A 16,421-nucleotide genomic window follows, 5' to 3' on the forward strand; every position below is an offset into this window, starting at 1 on the left:
AGTTCGTACATGTTGACAGGTATATCCTGCCCAAATTCTTCATTATATATAAGGTTTTTGTTTCCTTTAAGACATTATATTTCCTATAGGAAGATAGTGAAGATATACTAGTAAAAGGTATTCAGCAACTGGATGCAGAGGAGGAATTCGATGGAAACGACACGTGAACAGACATTTGCTAAACCAGGATATAATATTCACACGATTGAGACGGAAAAATTTAAAACAAATACGATTATTATTAAAATGAGGGCGCCTCTCCAAAAAGATACCGTGACGATGCGTGCACTTTTGCCGCATGTTTTGCAGTCCGGCACCGAAAATGCGCCGTCAGCAGCTGCTTTTCGCACAGAGCTGGATGAACTATACGGTGCATTGTTTTTTTCAGATTCCACGAAAAAAGGAAACGAGCACGTGCTTACCTTTACAATGGAAGCAGCCAATGAAAAGTACCTGCACGGCGAGAATGGTTTGTTCGACCGGGCGCTTAAACTTTTGGCCGACGTACTGTTTCGTCCCCATTTAAAAGAAGGGGTTTTCCCGGACAAAGTCGTTCAGCAGGAAAAACGGAGCCTGGAGCAGCGGATCCGGTCCATTTATGATGATAAAACCCGTTATGCTTCACTTAAGCTTGTGGAAGAAATGTACGGAGATGATCCGTATGCATTGCCAGCCGGCGGCTTATTGGAAAAAGCGGGGTCGATTGATGTAGCATCACTGTATACGTATTACCAAAAAGCGCTTGCAGAAGATATCATTGATATTTTCGTGATTGGTGATGTAAAAGCAGAAGAAGTCGCTGCCAAAATCGAGTCGCATCTTCCGTTCCAAAACCGGACTGCAACACCTGTCCAAACAGAGCCGGGCACGATCGCTCAGGCAGTACGCGAAATTCATGAAAAGCAGGATATCAATCAAGGCAAGCTGAACATCGGCTGCCGTACAACCATTACGTATGGAGATCCGCAATTTGTCGCCATGCAGGTTGCAAATGGCGTATTTGGTGCTTTTTCTCACTCGAAATTGTTTATGAATGTGCGTGAAAAAGAAAGTCTTGCGTATTACGCGGCAAGCCGTCTCGACAGCCATAAAGGCTTTGTGGCGATGCTTGCGGGTATTGATCAAAAAAATTATGAAAAAACAGTCCGCATCATGAAAGAACAGCTGGAAGAAATGAAAAACGGCCATATTTCCGATCTGGAAATGAATCAAACAAAGGCACTCTTGAAAAACCAGCTGCAGGAATCAGCCGATACAGCGCGCGGTTTGGTAGAAGTGCTTTACCATAACCTCGCATCAGGGACAAAGCGCCCAATCAATCAATGGCTGGAAGAGATTGATGCTGTGACAAAAGAACAGGCAGCAGCGGCCGCCCAAACCATTACGATTGATACGGTGTACTTTTTGTCAGGCAAGGAGGAAGAGTGATGGAGAAAACAGTTTTTGACCAAATGAATGAAACGGTTTATCATGAACAGCTCGACAATGGGCTTAATGTGTATATCCTTCCGAAAAAAGGGTTTAATAAAACGTACGTAACCTTTACAACAAACTACGGATCGATCGATAATGACTTTATCCCAAATGGAGAAACAGAATTTATTCATGTGCCAGATGGCATTGCCCATTTTCTTGAACACAAAATGTTTGAAAAAGCAGACGGTGATGTATTTCAAAAATTCAGCAGCCAGGGGGCATCAGCGAATGCCTTTACTTCTTTTACGCGGACGGCTTATTTGTTTTCAGCCACATCGAACATAAAAGAAAACACAGAAACATTGATTGATTTTGTTCAAGATCCTTATTTTACGGAACAAACGGTCGAGAAAGAAAAAGGCATCATCGGCCAAGAAATCCGGATGTATGATGATAATCCTGACTGGCGCGTATATTTTGGCTTAATTGAAAATTTATATAAAGACCATCCCGTAAAAATTGATATTGCCGGCACGGTCGAATCCATTGCCGATATTACCAAAGACCACCTTTACACGTGCTACAACACGTTTTACCATCCAGTCAACATGTCGCTGTTTATTGTTGGACCGGTGGATGCCGATGAAATGATGGCTTTCGTGAAAGAAAACCAATCGAAAAAGTCTTTTCCGGAGCCCGTTCCAGTTGAGCGGCGGTTCCCTGAAGAGGCTGAAAAAGCAGGTCTTGAGCATAAAGAGATCCGCATGAGTGTGAATACGCCAAAATGCGAAGTAGGCTTTAAAATGCCGGCCTCAGACCGCACAGGCAAGGATAAGCTGCGGGAAGAACTGGCGGCAAGCCTTTTGCTTGAAATGCTGTTTGGCAGAACAGCCGAGTTTTATGAAAAAGCGTACGAATCTGGCTTGATTGACGACACGTTCGGCTTTGACTACACAGCAGAACGAGGGTTCAGCTTCGCGCTTGTCGGCGGGGATTCCAATGATCCGAATACGCTGGCTGAGCGCATTCAAACACAGCTGTTAGAAGCAAAAGAAGGCGGTCATTTAACGGAGGAAGCGTTTGAACGTGCCCGCAAAAAGAAAATCGGCGCTACACTTCGCGCGTTTAACTCGCCTGAGTACATTGCCAACCAATTTACGCGGTATCAGTTCAATGAACTGAATTTATTTGATACTGTACCGGTATTAGAAGAGATGACTCTCCAGGATGTGACTGCTTTTGCAAAAGAAATGATTCAAGCTGAACGTTTTTCTTCCTGCTTTGTACTGCCAAAAGAGACGGCATAAATGAAAAAAACAGTGTTAATTACCGGGGCATCAGGCGGCATCGGCCGGGCGATTGCCTTGAAAATGGCCGCTTCAGGCTGGAATACCATTCTTCACTATAGCCGCAACGAAGAATCGGTGCGCGGGGTGGCACAGACCATTCAAAAAATGGGCAGAGAAACTTTGACGGTTCAAGCGGATTTAACAAACCGGCAGGATGTTCAGCGCCTGGCAGAAGCATCTCAATCAGCCGAAGCGCTGATTTTTGCCGCTGGCATGAGCCAGTACGGCCTGCTCCAGGATGTCTCAGATGAAGAAATGGAACGGCTGTGGCTTGTTCATGTAAAAGCGCCGATGATTTTATCGAGAGAGCTGCTGCCGGCTTTGCTTCGGAAAGCGCCGGCTTCCATCACGTTTATTTCGTCGGTCTGGGGTGAAACGGGTGCTTCGTGTGAATCCGTTTATTCGGCTGTGAAAGGCGCCCAGATTGCTTTTGCCAAAGCGTTGTCGAAAGAGCTTGGACCGTCCCGGATTCGTGTAAATACGATTGCACCCGGTGCAGTGGATACACCGATGAACAGCGAATTTTCCCAGGAGGAAAAAGAGGAGATCGCTTCGGAAATCCCGCTTGGCCGTTTTGCTCTTCCTGATGAAATTGCTTCGGCGGCTTCTTTTTTAGCTTCCAGCGAAGCCGGTTACATTACCGGCCACACGCTGTCGGTAAATGGTGGATGGTACGCATAAATTCGTACACCAGGTACACACTAAAGAGGATTCTTACTTGAAAAGGAGGATGCTCAACATGTCTGTACTCGACAATTGGCAGGATTGGAAACGATTTTTAGGAAACCGAATGGACAATGCCCTGCACCGTGGTATGCCGGATGAAGCAATTGACAAGCTGGCGTATGAGATCGGCGATTATTTGTACGCAAATGTAGATCCAAAAAACGAGCAGGAGCGTGTTTTAGCCGATTTATGGTCTGTTGCCGATGAATCTGAGCAAAAAGCAATCGCATCGTGCATGATGAAACTCGTTCAAAAATAATAAAAATGTGTTGCCCTTTCCAGCTGTTTAAAGCTGGAAAGGGTTTTCTTTTTACTTGTGCTTTTAAAAATACATAATATCCTTTATTATAGTAAAAGGGTCCATGGCTGCACTATACAAGCCATGATGGAGGAATATGATGGTAAAAAAAGAATATTACCTTGAATACAAAATTAAAAAAAACCGTCCCGGCCTGCTCGGGGATATTTCTTCTCTGCTGGGCATGCTGTCGATTAATATTGTCACGATTAACGGTGTGGATGATCAAAACCGCGGTTTATTAATGCGTGCGGAAAGTGAAGACCAAATCAAGCGTCTTGAATCTATTTTGCGCACAATGGACACAATTGAGATTGTGAAACTGAGAGAGCCGAAGCTGCGGGATCGAATGGCGGTGCGCCACGGCCGTTATATTGAACGCGATGCGGATGATCGGAAAACTTTTCGCTTTGTACGAAGTGAGCTTGGACTTCTGGTTGATTTTATGGCAGAATTGTACAAAATGGATGGCCATCGATTAATTGGTATTCGTGGCATGCCAAGAGTGGGGAAAACGGAATCTATCGTCGCGGCTAGTGTATGCGCGAACAAAAAATGGCTGTTCATGTCGTCCACCATGATTAAACAGACCGTTCGTGAACAACTGCTTCGTGATGAATACAGCCCAAAGAATATCTTTATTCTTGATGGAGTGATCTCAGCCAAACGTGCCGGTGAAAAGCATTGGCAGCTTATTCGGGAAGTGATGCAGCTTCCGGCTGTAAAAGTGGTAGAGCACCCGGATGTATTTGCAGAAAACAGTCACTACTCAATCGACGATTTTGACTATATTATCGAGCTGCGCAATGAACCGGACGAAGAGATTACATATGAAGCAGTCGAAAAAAATAACCTATTTCAGGACTCGGAGTTCGGTGGGTTTAACTTTTAATATTGGAAGGTGTTATGGGTGACAGAATTAGGGAGAAGATTGAAGGAAGCGCGCGAAGCAAAAGGAATGTCACTTTCAGATGTTCAGGAAACCACTAAAATTCAAAAACGGTATCTTGAAGGTATTGAAGAAGGCACATACGACATTATGCCGGGCAAGTTTTATGTCCGGGCATTTATTAAGCAATATGCGGAAGCGGTCGGTTTAAATGCAGAACAGCTATTTGAAGAATTTAAAAGCGAGGTGCCGTCCTCTAACGAAGATGAAGTGCCGCTTCGTCCAACGGGCGCCGCTTTGTCTGAGCAGAAAACACGCGTTGATGCATCAAAGCCCGTTCGTGAATCTTCTAAATGGCTTGATTATCTGCCGAAGCTTTTAGTAGGAGCGTTTATCATTGGCGCAATTGCACTCGTTTATGTGCTTATTCCAAAAAGCGGTTCAGAAAGTGATCCGGCTGTAGAGGAAGAGGTACAGGTAGAAGAGCCGCAAACGGAGAAGCCGGCTGTGGAAGAAACACCGGCAACTGAGGAAAAACCAGCTGAGGAAGAACAAGCAGAACCGGCTAAACCAGCGGCACCGGCTCAAACACTTTCAGCCGTATCTACAAGCGGACGCCAGACGGTTTATGAGCTTTCCGGAGCGGACAAGCTAGAAATTGCTGTTGCTTCCAAAGGAGAAACATGGATTGAAATTACGGACGGAAGCGGCAAAAGCTATTTCAGCGGCATGCTTGCAAAAGGACAAACGCAAACACATAATATGACCGGTCAAAAAGAAGCGAAGATTAAAGTCGGCTTTGCCCCGGATACCGTTATTACGGTGAATGGCCAGGCACTTGCATACAAACTGCCGGCAGACAGCCAGGTGCTGCAGGATATTATCATTCGCCCGAAAGCACAATAACGGTCGTTTCTGGAGGGAACAGTTTTGAATTTACCTAATAAAATTACCATTTCACGTATTTTAATGATTCCATTCTTTATCTTAATTATGTCGGTTGATTTTGGATGGGGAACAATACGGGTTTTGGGAACGAATATGCCGGTCGAGCATTTTGTCGGAGCGCTTCTTTTCATCATTGCTTCAACGACAGATTGGGTTGACGGCTACATTGCAAGAAAGTACAACCTGGTAACAAATTTCGGCAAGTTTCTCGATCCATTGGCAGACAAACTGCTTGTATCATCAGCGCTTATTATGCTTGTGGAACTGCAGCTCGCACCCGCGTGGATTGTTATCGCTATTATTTGCCGTGAATTCGCGGTAACAGGGCTTCGCCTCATTCTGGCGGAAACGGGCGAAGTGGTGGCAGCGAATATGCTTGGGAAAATCAAAACGTGGACGCAGATCGTTGCCATTGCCGTTTTGCTGCTGCATAATGCGCCATTTGAAAGCATGGGCTTTCCGTTTGGCGATATTATGCTTTGGGTGGCCCTGTTCTTCACGCTTTGGTCCGGCTGGGATTACTTTAAGTTAAACAAAGATGTTTTTAAAGACTCGAAATGAGCAAAGAGGCACCCTGGATTCTCCACGGTGCCTTTCGCTTACTAAAAAGGAGTGTATACATAAGATGAATGCAGAAATTATCGCAGTAGGATCCGAATTATTGCTTGGCCAGATCACCAATACCAATGCCCGCTTCCTGTCTCAGCATCTGGCGGAAATCGGCGTAAACGTTTATTATCATACGGTCGTCGGCGACAATGAGCAGCGTCTGGTGGACGCCGTTCAGCTTGCGCAAAAACGGGCGGATTTAATCGTGTTTTCAGGCGGCCTCGGTCCGACAAAAGACGACTTAACAAAAGAAACCATTGCCCGTTTAATCGGTAAGACGCTCGAATACAACGAAGAAGCGCTTGAAAGTATCGAGGCGTACTTCCAAAAAACCGGCCGTATCATGACGGAAAACAATAAAAAACAAGCGCTCGTGATCGAAGGCAGCACCGTGCTGCCAAACGATAACGGCATGGCTCCGGGGATGTTTGCAAAAACAGGCGACACATATTATATGCTTCTTCCTGGTCCGCCGCGTGAAATGCAGCCGATGTTTACGAACTACGGCCGCGCTGAAATTTTAAAGACAATGGAAAAAGTAGAGCGCATTGAGTCGCGCGTACTGCGGTTTTTCGGCATTGGCGAATCAGCCCTTGAAACGGAAATTGATGATATTTTAGTAAAGCAGACCAATCCGACGATTGCTCCGCTCGCAGGAGACGGAGAAGTTATTTTGCGAATTACGGCCAAGCATGAATCGTTAGCAGAAGCAGAACGTTTGATTCAACAGGCAGAAGACGACATTTTAAAGCGGGTCGGTGCTTTTTTCTATGGCTATGGAGAAACGACGATCGCGGCTGAACTGGCGGCGAAATTAAAAGAAAAGCAAATGACGGTTGCTGCTGCAGAAAGCTTAACCGGCGGCTTGTTTTCGGGTGAACTTACAGCGATCCCTGGTACAAGCGCTGTTGTAAAAGGCGGCATCGTTTGTTACACAAACGAAGTGAAACATAAGGTGCTGGGGGTAAAAAGTGAAACGTTAGCGGCTCATGGGGCAGTCAGCGCAGAATGTGCAAAAGAATTGGCTGAAAATGTCCGTGAGCTGTGCGGCGCTGACGTCGGTATTTCTTTCACAGGAGCAGCGGGGCCGGACCCATCAGAAGGGCACGAGCCGGGCACTGTCTTCCTGGCGATTGCGCGTGCAGGGCAGCAGACCATTGTTCATCCGCTGAAAATGGCTGGAAGCCGGGCTGGCATCCGCAAGCGTACAGTCAAATATGGCTGCCACTATTTGCTTGCTTTGCTTGATGAAGCCGAGCAGGGCTGAAAAGGGCGTTTTTCGAAGAAACGAGCGTCGTGTTTCACGGCTGGCAGAAGGCCGGAAAGCCGACTTGGCACGGCAGTTTTATAGACGAAAAATTTCTTCGTAAATGCAGGTCCGCCGGTAGTTCCGGCGGGCTTTTTTAATAGGTTTCGTGGTATAATAAGAAAGCAGTAAACCGGTTGAAGCAAATAAAAATCTTCAACTGATCTTCTTTTTCTTCATAGCTTTTTACTCAATTCTATCTCTTCATTCCACAAGCGGATTCCAATTTTAGGAAGGGTGAAAAAATCGAATAAATGTTCGTTTTTTGCTTGTAATTCACCGACAATTAAGGTATAGTTAAAGCAGGTTAAAACAACAACCGGCATAACAGCTGTTCCCATATAGATACACATTTTAGAGGAGGAATTTTATAGTGAACGATCGTCAGGCTGCCTTAGATATGGCACTTAAACAAATTGAAAAACAATTCGGTAAAGGCTCGGTTATGAAGCTTGGTGAGCAGGCAGAGCGCCGTGTGTCCACTACACCGAGTGGATCGCTTGCACTTGACTCCGCCCTTGGAGTAGGCGGCTATCCTCGCGGGCGTGTTGTCGAAATCTATGGACCGGAAAGCTCTGGTAAAACAACGGTTGCTCTTCACGCGATTGCAGAAGTACAGGCAAAAGGCGGACAAGCTGCTTTTATCGATGCTGAGCATGCGCTTGATCCGGTTTATGCACAGAAACTTGGCGTAAACATCGATGAGCTTCTTCTATCACAGCCGGATACAGGTGAGCAGGCACTTGAAATTGCAGAAGCTCTTGTACGCAGCGGCGCGATTGATATTATCGTAGTTGACTCGGTAGCTGCACTTGTACCAAAAGCAGAAATTGAAGGCGAAATGGGTGCGTCGCACGTCGGCTTGCAGGCACGTTTGATGTCGCAGGCGCTTCGTAAATTATCAGGTGCGATCAATAAATCAAACACGATCGCGATCTTTATCAACCAGATCCGTGAAAAAGTAGGAATTATGTTCGGAAACCCGGAAACAACTCCAGGCGGACGTGCGCTTAAATTCTACAGCTCTATTCGTCTTGAAGTAAGACGTGCAGAAGCGTTGAAACAAGGGAACGACATTGTCGGAAACAAAACAAAAATCAAAGTCGTGAAAAACAAAGTGGCGCCGCCGTTCCGCGTAGCCGAAGTAGATATTATGTACGGAGAAGGCATCTCGCGCGAAGGGGAAATCATCGACCTTGGTTCTGAAGAAGATATTGTGGAAAAAAGCGGCGCCTGGTATTCATACAATGGTGAACGTCTTGGACAGGGCCGTGAAAATGCGAAACAGTTCTTGAAAGAAAATCCAGATGTACGTCACGAGATTATGATGAAAATCCGTGAGCGTTATGGATTGGACAATGTTCAGGATCTTCCGCCGGCGGAAGAAGACAACGGAGCGGATACGTTGTTTGACGAAGAATAAGAGAAAAAGCAGGAGAGCGGGTCAGCCCGTTTTCCTGCTTTTTTGTTAGGCTCTTTCGAAATGAGGGGTTTCATGGAGAAAACCTTGACAATGAAATTTTACACCGATAAAATTAAACTTGTATATTTGACATTTTTTATCTTGAAAATGGAAATGTAGTGCTGTTTGTTTCATAACTTATGCGACAGCAGCCAACATGTGAAGCACATGACAATTATTTATAGCAAGAGGAGGTGAAATGATGGAATCCATTACAATCATCTCCATTTTGCTTGGCCTTATCATTGGTGTCGTTGTTGGCTATTTTGTAAGAAAATCAATTGCCGAATCAAAAATCGCAGGCGCGCGCAGCGTTGCTGACCAGATTGTTGAAGATGCAAAGCGGGAAGCGGAAGCGTCGAAAAAAGAAGCTCTTTTAGAGGCAAAAGATGAAATTCATAAATTGCGCACGGAAACAGAGCATGAACTCCGTGAAAGACGAAATGAATTGCAAAAACAGGAAAACCGCCTCCTTCAAAAAGAAGAAAACCTTGATCGAAAGGATGAATCCCTGAATAAACGGGAAGAAACTCTTGAAAACAAAGAGGCATCGTTAAACACAAGACAACAACATATTGAAGAGATGGACAGCAAAGTGGATGAGATGGTGAAAAAGCAGCAATCCGAGCTTGAGCGAATTTCCGCTCTGACACGTGATGATGCACGCTCCATCATTTTAGAACGGACGGAACAGGAATTATCCCACGATATTGCAATCATGGTGAAAGAAAATGAACAACGTGCGAAGGAAGAATCCGATAAAAAAGCACGTGAAGTACTATCACTTGCCATCCAGCGCTGTGCAGCTGACCATGTGGCAGAAACGACCGTATCCGTCGTTTCACTGCCAAATGATGAAATGAAAGGGCGCATTATCGGGCGCGAGGGGCGGAATATCCGTACACTTGAAACGCTTACCGGTATCGATTTAATTATCGATGATACGCCTGAAGCGGTCATCCTTTCCGGCTTTGATCCAATTCGCCGTGAAACGGCCCGCATTGCGTTGGAGAAATTGGTGCAGGATGGTCGTATTCATCCGGCGCGTATCGAGGAAATGGTCGATAAAGCCCGGCGTGAATTGGATGAGCATATTCGTGAAATTGGCGAACAAACCACATTTGATGTCGGCGTCCATGGATTGCATCCAGATCTCATCAAAATTCTCGGCCGCTTGAAATACCGGACAAGCTATGGGCAAAATGTACTGAAACACTCGATCGAAGTGGCTTATCTTTCCGGCTTACTGGCAGCGGAACTTGGCGAAGATGAAACACTTGCCCGCCGAGCAGGCCTGCTTCATGACATCGGTAAAGCAGTCGATCATGAAGTAGAAGGCAGCCACGTTGAAATCGGTGTAGAACTTGGTCAAAAGTATAAAGAACATCCTGTTGTCATCAACAGCATTGCTTCTCACCATGGTGACACAGAGCCAACATCTGTTATTGCCGTTCTTGTTGCAGCAGCAGATGCCTTGTCTGCCGCACGACCGGGTGCACGAAGCGAAACACTTGAAAATTACATCCGTCGTTTGGAAAAACTGGAAGAAATTTCGGAATCATACGATGGTGTTGAAAAATCATTTGCCATTCAAGCCGGACGCGAAGTACGTATTATGGTGAAACCGGAGCAAATTGATGATTTGCAGGCTCACCGTCTTGCACGCGATATTCGCAAACGAATTGAAGGGGAACTCGATTATCCGGGCCATATTAAAGTAACCGTTATTCGTGAAACGAGAGCAGTTGAATACGCAAAATAAGTGAAAGCGGTGTGCGAAAATCACACCGCTTTTCTTTTTTAACAAGAAGAAAGAAGGAGAAATATGGATTTATTATTTGTTGGGGACATTGTCGGCTCCCCGGGACGCGATATAGTAAGTGAGTACGTGCCGAAATTAAAGAAAAAGTACCGCCCGGCTATTACCATCATTAACGGTGAAAATGCAGCGGCGGGACGCGGCATTACAGAAAAAATTTATAAAACCTTTATGCAGGATGGTGCCAACGTCGTCACACTCGGCAACCATGCATGGGACAATCGGGATATATTTAATTTTATTGATGGGGCAAAATGGCTCGTCCGTCCGGCGAACTTTCCTGCATCCGTTCCAGGAAAAGGGATTGCTTATGTGCCGGCCGGTGAATTCGAAGTAGCGGTTATTAATTTACAAGGCCGCGTATTTATGAACGACCTGGACTGCCCGTTTCAAAAAGCAGACCAGCTTGTAGAAGAGGCGAGAAAGCGGACGCCGTTTATTTTTGTTGATTTCCATGCGGAAACAACAAGCGAGAAGCAGGCAATGGGCTGGTTTTTAGATGGACGGGTAACTGCCGTTGTCGGCACTCATACACATGTACAAACAGCAGACAACCGGGTGCTGCCAGGCGGAACCGCTTATTTAACGGATGTAGGCATGACAGGGCCGTACGACGGGATTTTAGGCATGGAAAGAGAAACGATTATCCAAAAGTTTCAAAACCAGCTCCCGGCCCGATTCGAGGTGCCAAAAGAAGGACGCACCCAATTATCAGCATGTCTCATTCAAACAGATCGGAAAACAGGACGTGCCAAGTCGATAGAGCGCATTTTAATTAACGATGACCACCCTTTTCACGATTATTGATTCATAGCCCTTCTTCCTTTGAATATATATGAAAGACGAATGGAGGCTTTAGAAGGGGGATTAGGGAATGGATGTGTTAAAAGTATCATCAAAATCAAACCCGAATTCGGTCGCGGGTGCGCTGGCCGGAACCATGCGGGAAAAAGGCAGTGCAGAAATACAAGCCGTCGGAGCAGGCGCCTTGAATCAGGCGGTTAAAGCAGTCGCTATTGCGAGAGGATTTGTCGCACCTGGCGGCATCGATCTTATTTGTATCCCCGCTTTTACAAGTATTGTAATCGCGGGAGAAGCGCGAACGGCAATGAAATTAATTGTCCAATCCCGATAAGCATTCCAGCCATTTGGCTGGAATGCTTTTTAAGTGGGCCCCCCCTCGAAACACCATAAAACACACAAAAAGACATTTTTTACTGATGAAGCATTCGTATAGTGATTTAAGTTTAAAAGTGATACACTAGGAGAAGCAGAAAAATGATGGGGTCATATTTAAAGGAGTGTTAGAAACAATGGCAGAGCAGCTTTCTTGGAAAGTGGGAGGACAGCAAGGGGAAGGAATTGAAAGTACAGGTGAAATTTTCTCAATGGCGTTGAACCGCCTCGGATATTACCTGTACGGATACCGCCACTTTTCATCTCGTATTAAAGGCGGACATACAAACAATAAAATTCGTGTCAGGACGAAAAAAGTAAGCTCGGTCGCAGATGACCTTGATATATTGGTGGCTTTTGACCAGGAAACGATTGATGTGAATTACCGCGAGCTTCATGCAAACGGGATTATTATTGCAGATACGAAGTTTAAACCGGTCAAGCCGGATGACACAGAAGCTGGTTTTTATGCGGTTCCATTCACCGAAATCGCAACGGAGCTCGGCACCTCACTGATGAAAAACATGGTGGCTGTTGGTGCTACATGTGCCGTTATTAACCTCGACGTTTCTGTGTTTCTCGGAGTCGTAGAAGAGATTTTTGGCCGCAAAGGTGAAACGGTCGTTCAAAAAAATATGGAAGCTATACAGCAGGGCTATGCGTACATGAAAGAACAGCTTGACGGCGGGACAAGCGCTCTTCAGCTTCCTCCGGCAGATGGACAGAAGCGGATGTTTATGATCGGTAACGATGCGATAGCGCTTGGTGCGCTTGCAGCAGGTGTACGCTTAATGGCAGCTTATCCGATTACACCCGCCTCGGAAATTATGGAGTATTTAATTAAAAAATTACCGAAAGTCGGCGGCACCGTTATTCAAACGGAAGACGAAATTGCAGCTGCGACGATGGCAATCGGCGCTAACTACGGCGGTATCCGCTCCTTTACGGCATCAGCCGGTCCGGGACTGTCTCTTATGATGGAAGCCATTGGCTTATCCGGCATGACGGAAACGCCGCTTGTAGTCGTTGATACACAGCGCGGCGGTCCGTCAACAGGACTTCCAACAAAGCAGGAGCAGTCTGATTTAATGGCGATGATTTACGGAACACATGGTGAAATTCCAAAAGTGGTAATCGCGCCGGGAACGGCAGAAGAAGGATTTTACGATACAGTAGAAGCGTTCAACATTGCTGAGGAGTATCAGGTGCCTGTAATTGTCCTGTCTGACCTGCAGCTTTCACTTGGCAAACACACGGTGGAGCCGCTCGATTACAGCCGGGTGAACATCCGCCGCGGCAAACTGGTAAAAGAAGGCATTGCACCGCGCGAAGATAAATCTTATTTTAAACGGTATGAAGTCACACAAGACGGTGTATCTCCACGGGTGATTCCGGGCGTTGTTGGCGGGATTCATCACGTAACCGGGGTTGAGCATGATGAAACAGGCAAGCCGTCCGAGTCGCCGGCTAACCGGAACGCACAAATGGACAAGCGTATGAGAAAACTCGAAAACCTGCCACATGTGTTCCCGAACCCTGTTTATAAAAATGCCAAGCATGCGGAAGCAGATCTTTTATTGATTGGCTTTAATTCTACCGGCGGTGCGATTGAAGAAGCGATGGAGCGTCTTGAAGCGGATGGCATCAAAGTAAACCATGCGCGCATCCGGTTGATCCACCCATTCCCGACAGAAGAAATTCTGCCGCTTATTGAGTCGGCAAAACAGGTCGCTGTTGTAGAAAACAACGCGACAGGCCAGCTGGCAAGTATTATTAAAATGAACGCCGGCTACCCGCATAAAATTAAAAGCATCTTGAAATATGACGGTAATCCATTCCAGCCGCATCATATTGTTGAGAACAGCAAGGAGCTGATTTAATCATGGCAACAGCAACAACTGCAACATTTAAAGATTTCCGTAATAGCGTGAAGCCTAACTGGTGCCCCGGCTGTGGTGACTTCTCCGTGCAGGCGGCTATTCAGCGCGCGGCAGCCAATGTGGGGTTAACGCCCGAAAAACTAGCGGTTATTTCCGGGATCGGCTGCTCCGGCCGAATTTCCGGTTACATTAATTCATATGGACTTCATGGCATTCACGGACGGGCGCTTCCGATTGCGCAAGGCGTGAAAATGGCCAATAAAGATTTGACAGTTATCGCATCCGGCGGTGACGGCGATGGATTTGCGATCGGAATGGGGCATACCATTCATGCGATGCGCCGCAACATCGATTTAACGTATATCGTTATGGACAACCAAATTTACGGATTAACAAAAGGCCAGACTTCTCCGCGTTCAGCGGCCGGCTTTAAAACAAAATCAACACCGCTTGGTGCGATTGAGCAGACATTGTCACCGATGCAACTGGCTGTTACAACAGGCGCTACGTTTGTGGCGCAAAGCTTTTCAACGGATTTAAAAGATTTAACAGCGATCATTGAAGCGGGTATTAACCATAAAGGTTTTTCCATTATTAATGTGTTCAGCCCGTGTGTAACGTATAATAAAGTGAACACGTATGACTGGTTTAAAGAAAACTTAACAAAGCTTTCGACAATTGAAGGCTACGATCCGTCTGACCGCCAGGCTGCGATGAATACATTGATGCAGTACGATGACCTGGTAACAGGCATCATTTATCAGGATACGGAGCGTCCTTCTTACCAGGAGCTCGTTGAAGGCTACGCGGAAACGCCGCTCACTGAAGCGGATCTGGATCTTGGAGAAGAAACATTTAAGAAGCTTGTTGAAGAATTTATGTAAGATTTTTGGCGCAGAGAAGAAATCTCTGTGCTTTTTCTGTGCCTTGCTTGAGTGCGGTCTTTGAACGGTATATACTTAAGAAATGTGCACGATAGTTTGAAAGATCGGAAAGGGGATTTACCATGAACGAAGAACAACGAAAAAATAGCGAGCAGGCTCGTCCATCGGACAAAAAATCCGTTAAGGACTACAGCCAGTATTTCCAATCTGTTTACACGCCGCCTTCTTTAAAAGACGCTAAAAAGCGCGGGAAAGAAGAAGTAGCGTATCACAATGATTTTAAAATCGACGAGCGTTTTCAAGGGATGGGCAATGGCAAAAACTTTTATATTCGTACGTACGGATGTCAAATGAATGCCCACGACACGGAAGTCATGGCGGGTATTTTTATGGCACTCGGCTACAATGCGGTGGAAACACCGGAAGAAGCAGATGTTATTTTACTGAATACATGTGCCATCCGTGAAAACGCAGAAAACAAAGTGTTTGGTGAGATCGGGTTCCTGAAACATTTAAAGCGGGATAACCCGAACCTGCTTCTTGGCGTATGCGGCTGTATGTCCCAGGAAGAATCCGTAGTAAACAAAATTTTAAAATCATATCATCATGTGGATATGATTTTCGGTACACACAACATTCACCGTCTGCCGGAAATCCTAAACGAAGCCTACATGTCCAAAGAAATGGTTATAGAAGTATGGTCTAAAGAAGGCGACGTAATCGAAAACCTTCCAAAAGTACGCCAGGGCAATGTAAAAGCCTGGGTAAACATTATGTACGGCTGTGACAAGTTCTGCACGTACTGTATCGTGCCGTATACACGCGGAAAAGAGCGGAGCCGCCGTCCGGAAGAAATTATCCAGGAAGTACGCCAGCTTGCGGCGCAGGGCTACCAGGAAGTGATGCTGCTTGGCCAAAACGTAAACGCCTATGGAAAAGACTTTGCCGACATGGAATACCGCCTGGGAGACTTGATGGATGAAATCCGTCAGATCGGCATTCCGCGTGTACGCTTTACAACAAGCCATCCGCGTGATTTTGACGACCATTTAATCGAAGTGCTCGCTAAAGGCGGCAACTTGATGGATCATATTCATCTGCCGGTGCAAAGCGGTTCAACCGATATACTCAAAATCATGGCCCGTAAATACACACGCGAGCAGTTTTTAGAGCTTGTGCGTAAAATCAAAGCAGCGATGCCGGATGTAGCACTGACAACCGATATTATTGTCGGCTATCCGAACGAAACAGAAGAACAATTTGAAGAAACAATGTCGCTTTATCGTGAAGTCGGCTTTGAAATGGCGTATACGTACTTGTATTCACCGCGTGAAGGCACGCCGGCTGCAAAAATGGTTGATAATGTGCCGATGGACGTGAAAAAAGCGCGTTTGCAACGGTTAAATGCGCTTGTGAACGAACTGTCTAATGAGTCCATGAAGCAGTATAAAGGCCAAGTCGTTGAAGTACTTATTGAAGGAGAAAGCAAAAAAAATCCGGATGTTCTTGCCGGCTACACATCTAAGAACAAGCTTGTAAACGTAAAAGCACCAAAATCGGCCATCGGAAAAATTATTCCGGTGCGTATTACGGAAACAAAATCATGGTCAATGGACGGGGAAGCGGTAGAAATCGAAAATATGGCCGAGGTGAACTAAA

Annotated in this window: 16 protein-coding genes; 15 read left to right on the forward strand and 1 reads right to left on the reverse strand. The window is 46.0% G+C overall.

Going from position 1 to position 16,421, the window contains the following annotated elements; all coding sequences use genetic code 11:
- The first annotated feature begins 150 nt into the window (after nt 1-150).
- The 8 genes from yfmF to RG959_RS08160 all read left to right on the forward strand — a co-directional run bounded on the left by yfmF (nt 151) and on the right by RG959_RS08160 (nt 7,502).
- Nucleotides 151-1,428, forward strand: coding sequence for an EF-P 5-aminopentanol modification-associated protein YfmF (yfmF, locus tag RG959_RS08125; RefSeq protein ID WP_342796658.1), 1,278 nt, complete (start codon nt 151-153; stop codon nt 1,426-1,428).
- Nucleotides 1,428-2,723, forward strand: a complete 1,296-nt coding sequence (gene yfmH, locus RG959_RS08130; protein WP_251270190.1) for an EF-P 5-aminopentanol modification-associated protein YfmH — start codon at nt 1,428-1,430, stop codon at nt 2,721-2,723. The genes yfmF and yfmH overlap by 1 nt, the downstream gene beginning before the upstream one ends.
- On the forward strand, nt 2,724-3,446 hold the full coding sequence (ymfI, locus tag RG959_RS08135) for an elongation factor P 5-aminopentanone reductase (protein ID WP_342796659.1): 723 nt from the start codon (nt 2,724-2,726) through the stop codon (nt 3,444-3,446).
- A 58-nt stretch (nt 3,447-3,504) separates the two neighbouring features.
- A complete protein-coding gene (locus tag RG959_RS08140) occupies nt 3,505-3,750 on the forward strand; it encodes a DUF3243 domain-containing protein (protein WP_309087132.1) in 246 nt (81 codons plus the stop codon).
- Between the two features lie 139 nt (nt 3,751-3,889).
- Nucleotides 3,890-4,681, forward strand: coding sequence for a DUF3388 domain-containing protein (locus tag RG959_RS08145; RefSeq protein ID WP_242234486.1), 792 nt, complete (start codon nt 3,890-3,892; stop codon nt 4,679-4,681).
- Between the two features lie 18 nt (nt 4,682-4,699).
- Complete coding sequence (locus RG959_RS08150; RefSeq protein WP_342796660.1) at nt 4,700-5,584, forward strand: helix-turn-helix domain-containing protein; 885 nt, start codon at nt 4,700-4,702, stop codon at nt 5,582-5,584.
- 24 nt (nt 5,585-5,608) lie between these two features.
- Nucleotides 5,609-6,187, forward strand: a complete 579-nt coding sequence (pgsA, locus tag RG959_RS08155) for a CDP-diacylglycerol--glycerol-3-phosphate 3-phosphatidyltransferase (RefSeq protein WP_342796661.1) — start codon at nt 5,609-5,611, stop codon at nt 6,185-6,187.
- A 64-nt stretch (nt 6,188-6,251) separates the two neighbouring features.
- Nucleotides 6,252-7,502, forward strand: coding sequence for a competence/damage-inducible protein A (locus RG959_RS08160; RefSeq protein WP_342796662.1), 1,251 nt, complete (start codon nt 6,252-6,254; stop codon nt 7,500-7,502).
- Between the two features lie 215 nt (nt 7,503-7,717).
- Here RG959_RS08160 and RG959_RS08165 read toward each other — a convergent pair whose 3' ends face one another.
- Nucleotides 7,718-7,882 (reverse strand): hypothetical protein, encoded by a 165-nt coding sequence (locus RG959_RS08165; protein ID WP_342796663.1) that lies wholly within the window; start codon nt 7,880-7,882, stop codon nt 7,718-7,720.
- Nucleotides 7,883-7,914: 32 nt separating this feature from the next.
- On the opposite strand from RG959_RS08165, the gene recA reads away from it, so the two are divergent.
- The 7 genes from recA (at nt 7,915) to miaB (ending at nt 16,420) form a co-directional block, all read left to right on the forward strand.
- A complete protein-coding gene (recA, locus tag RG959_RS08170) occupies nt 7,915-8,964 on the forward strand; it encodes a recombinase RecA (RefSeq protein ID WP_309087136.1) in 1,050 nt (349 codons plus the stop codon).
- A gap of 241 nt (nt 8,965-9,205) precedes the next feature.
- Nucleotides 9,206-10,765, forward strand: coding sequence for a ribonuclease Y (rny, locus tag RG959_RS08175; RefSeq protein WP_342796664.1), 1,560 nt, complete (start codon nt 9,206-9,208; stop codon nt 10,763-10,765).
- Nucleotides 10,766-10,828: 63 nt separating this feature from the next.
- Nucleotides 10,829-11,629: a TIGR00282 family metallophosphoesterase gene (locus tag RG959_RS08180; RefSeq protein WP_342796665.1), complete on the forward strand. Its 801-nt coding sequence runs from the start codon at nt 10,829-10,831 to the stop codon at nt 11,627-11,629.
- 67 nt (nt 11,630-11,696) lie between these two features.
- A complete protein-coding gene (locus RG959_RS08185; protein WP_050181379.1) occupies nt 11,697-11,957 on the forward strand; it encodes a stage V sporulation protein S in 261 nt (86 codons plus the stop codon).
- 178 nt (nt 11,958-12,135) lie between these two features.
- Nucleotides 12,136-13,878, forward strand: a complete 1,743-nt coding sequence (locus RG959_RS08190) for a 2-oxoacid:acceptor oxidoreductase subunit alpha (RefSeq protein WP_342796666.1) — start codon at nt 12,136-12,138, stop codon at nt 13,876-13,878.
- Between the two features lie 2 nt (nt 13,879-13,880).
- Nucleotides 13,881-14,762 (forward strand): 2-oxoacid:ferredoxin oxidoreductase subunit beta, encoded by an 882-nt coding sequence (locus tag RG959_RS08195; protein WP_342796667.1) that lies wholly within the window; start codon nt 13,881-13,883, stop codon nt 14,760-14,762.
- Between the two features lie 122 nt (nt 14,763-14,884).
- Nucleotides 14,885-16,420, forward strand: a complete 1,536-nt coding sequence (gene miaB / locus RG959_RS08200; protein WP_342796668.1) for a tRNA (N6-isopentenyl adenosine(37)-C2)-methylthiotransferase MiaB — start codon at nt 14,885-14,887, stop codon at nt 16,418-16,420.
- Nucleotide 16,421 lies beyond the last annotated feature (1 nt).

Source organism: Domibacillus sp. 8LH (assembly GCF_038806185.1).
GTDB lineage: Bacteria > Bacillota > Bacilli > Bacillales > Domibacillaceae > Domibacillus > Domibacillus indicus_A.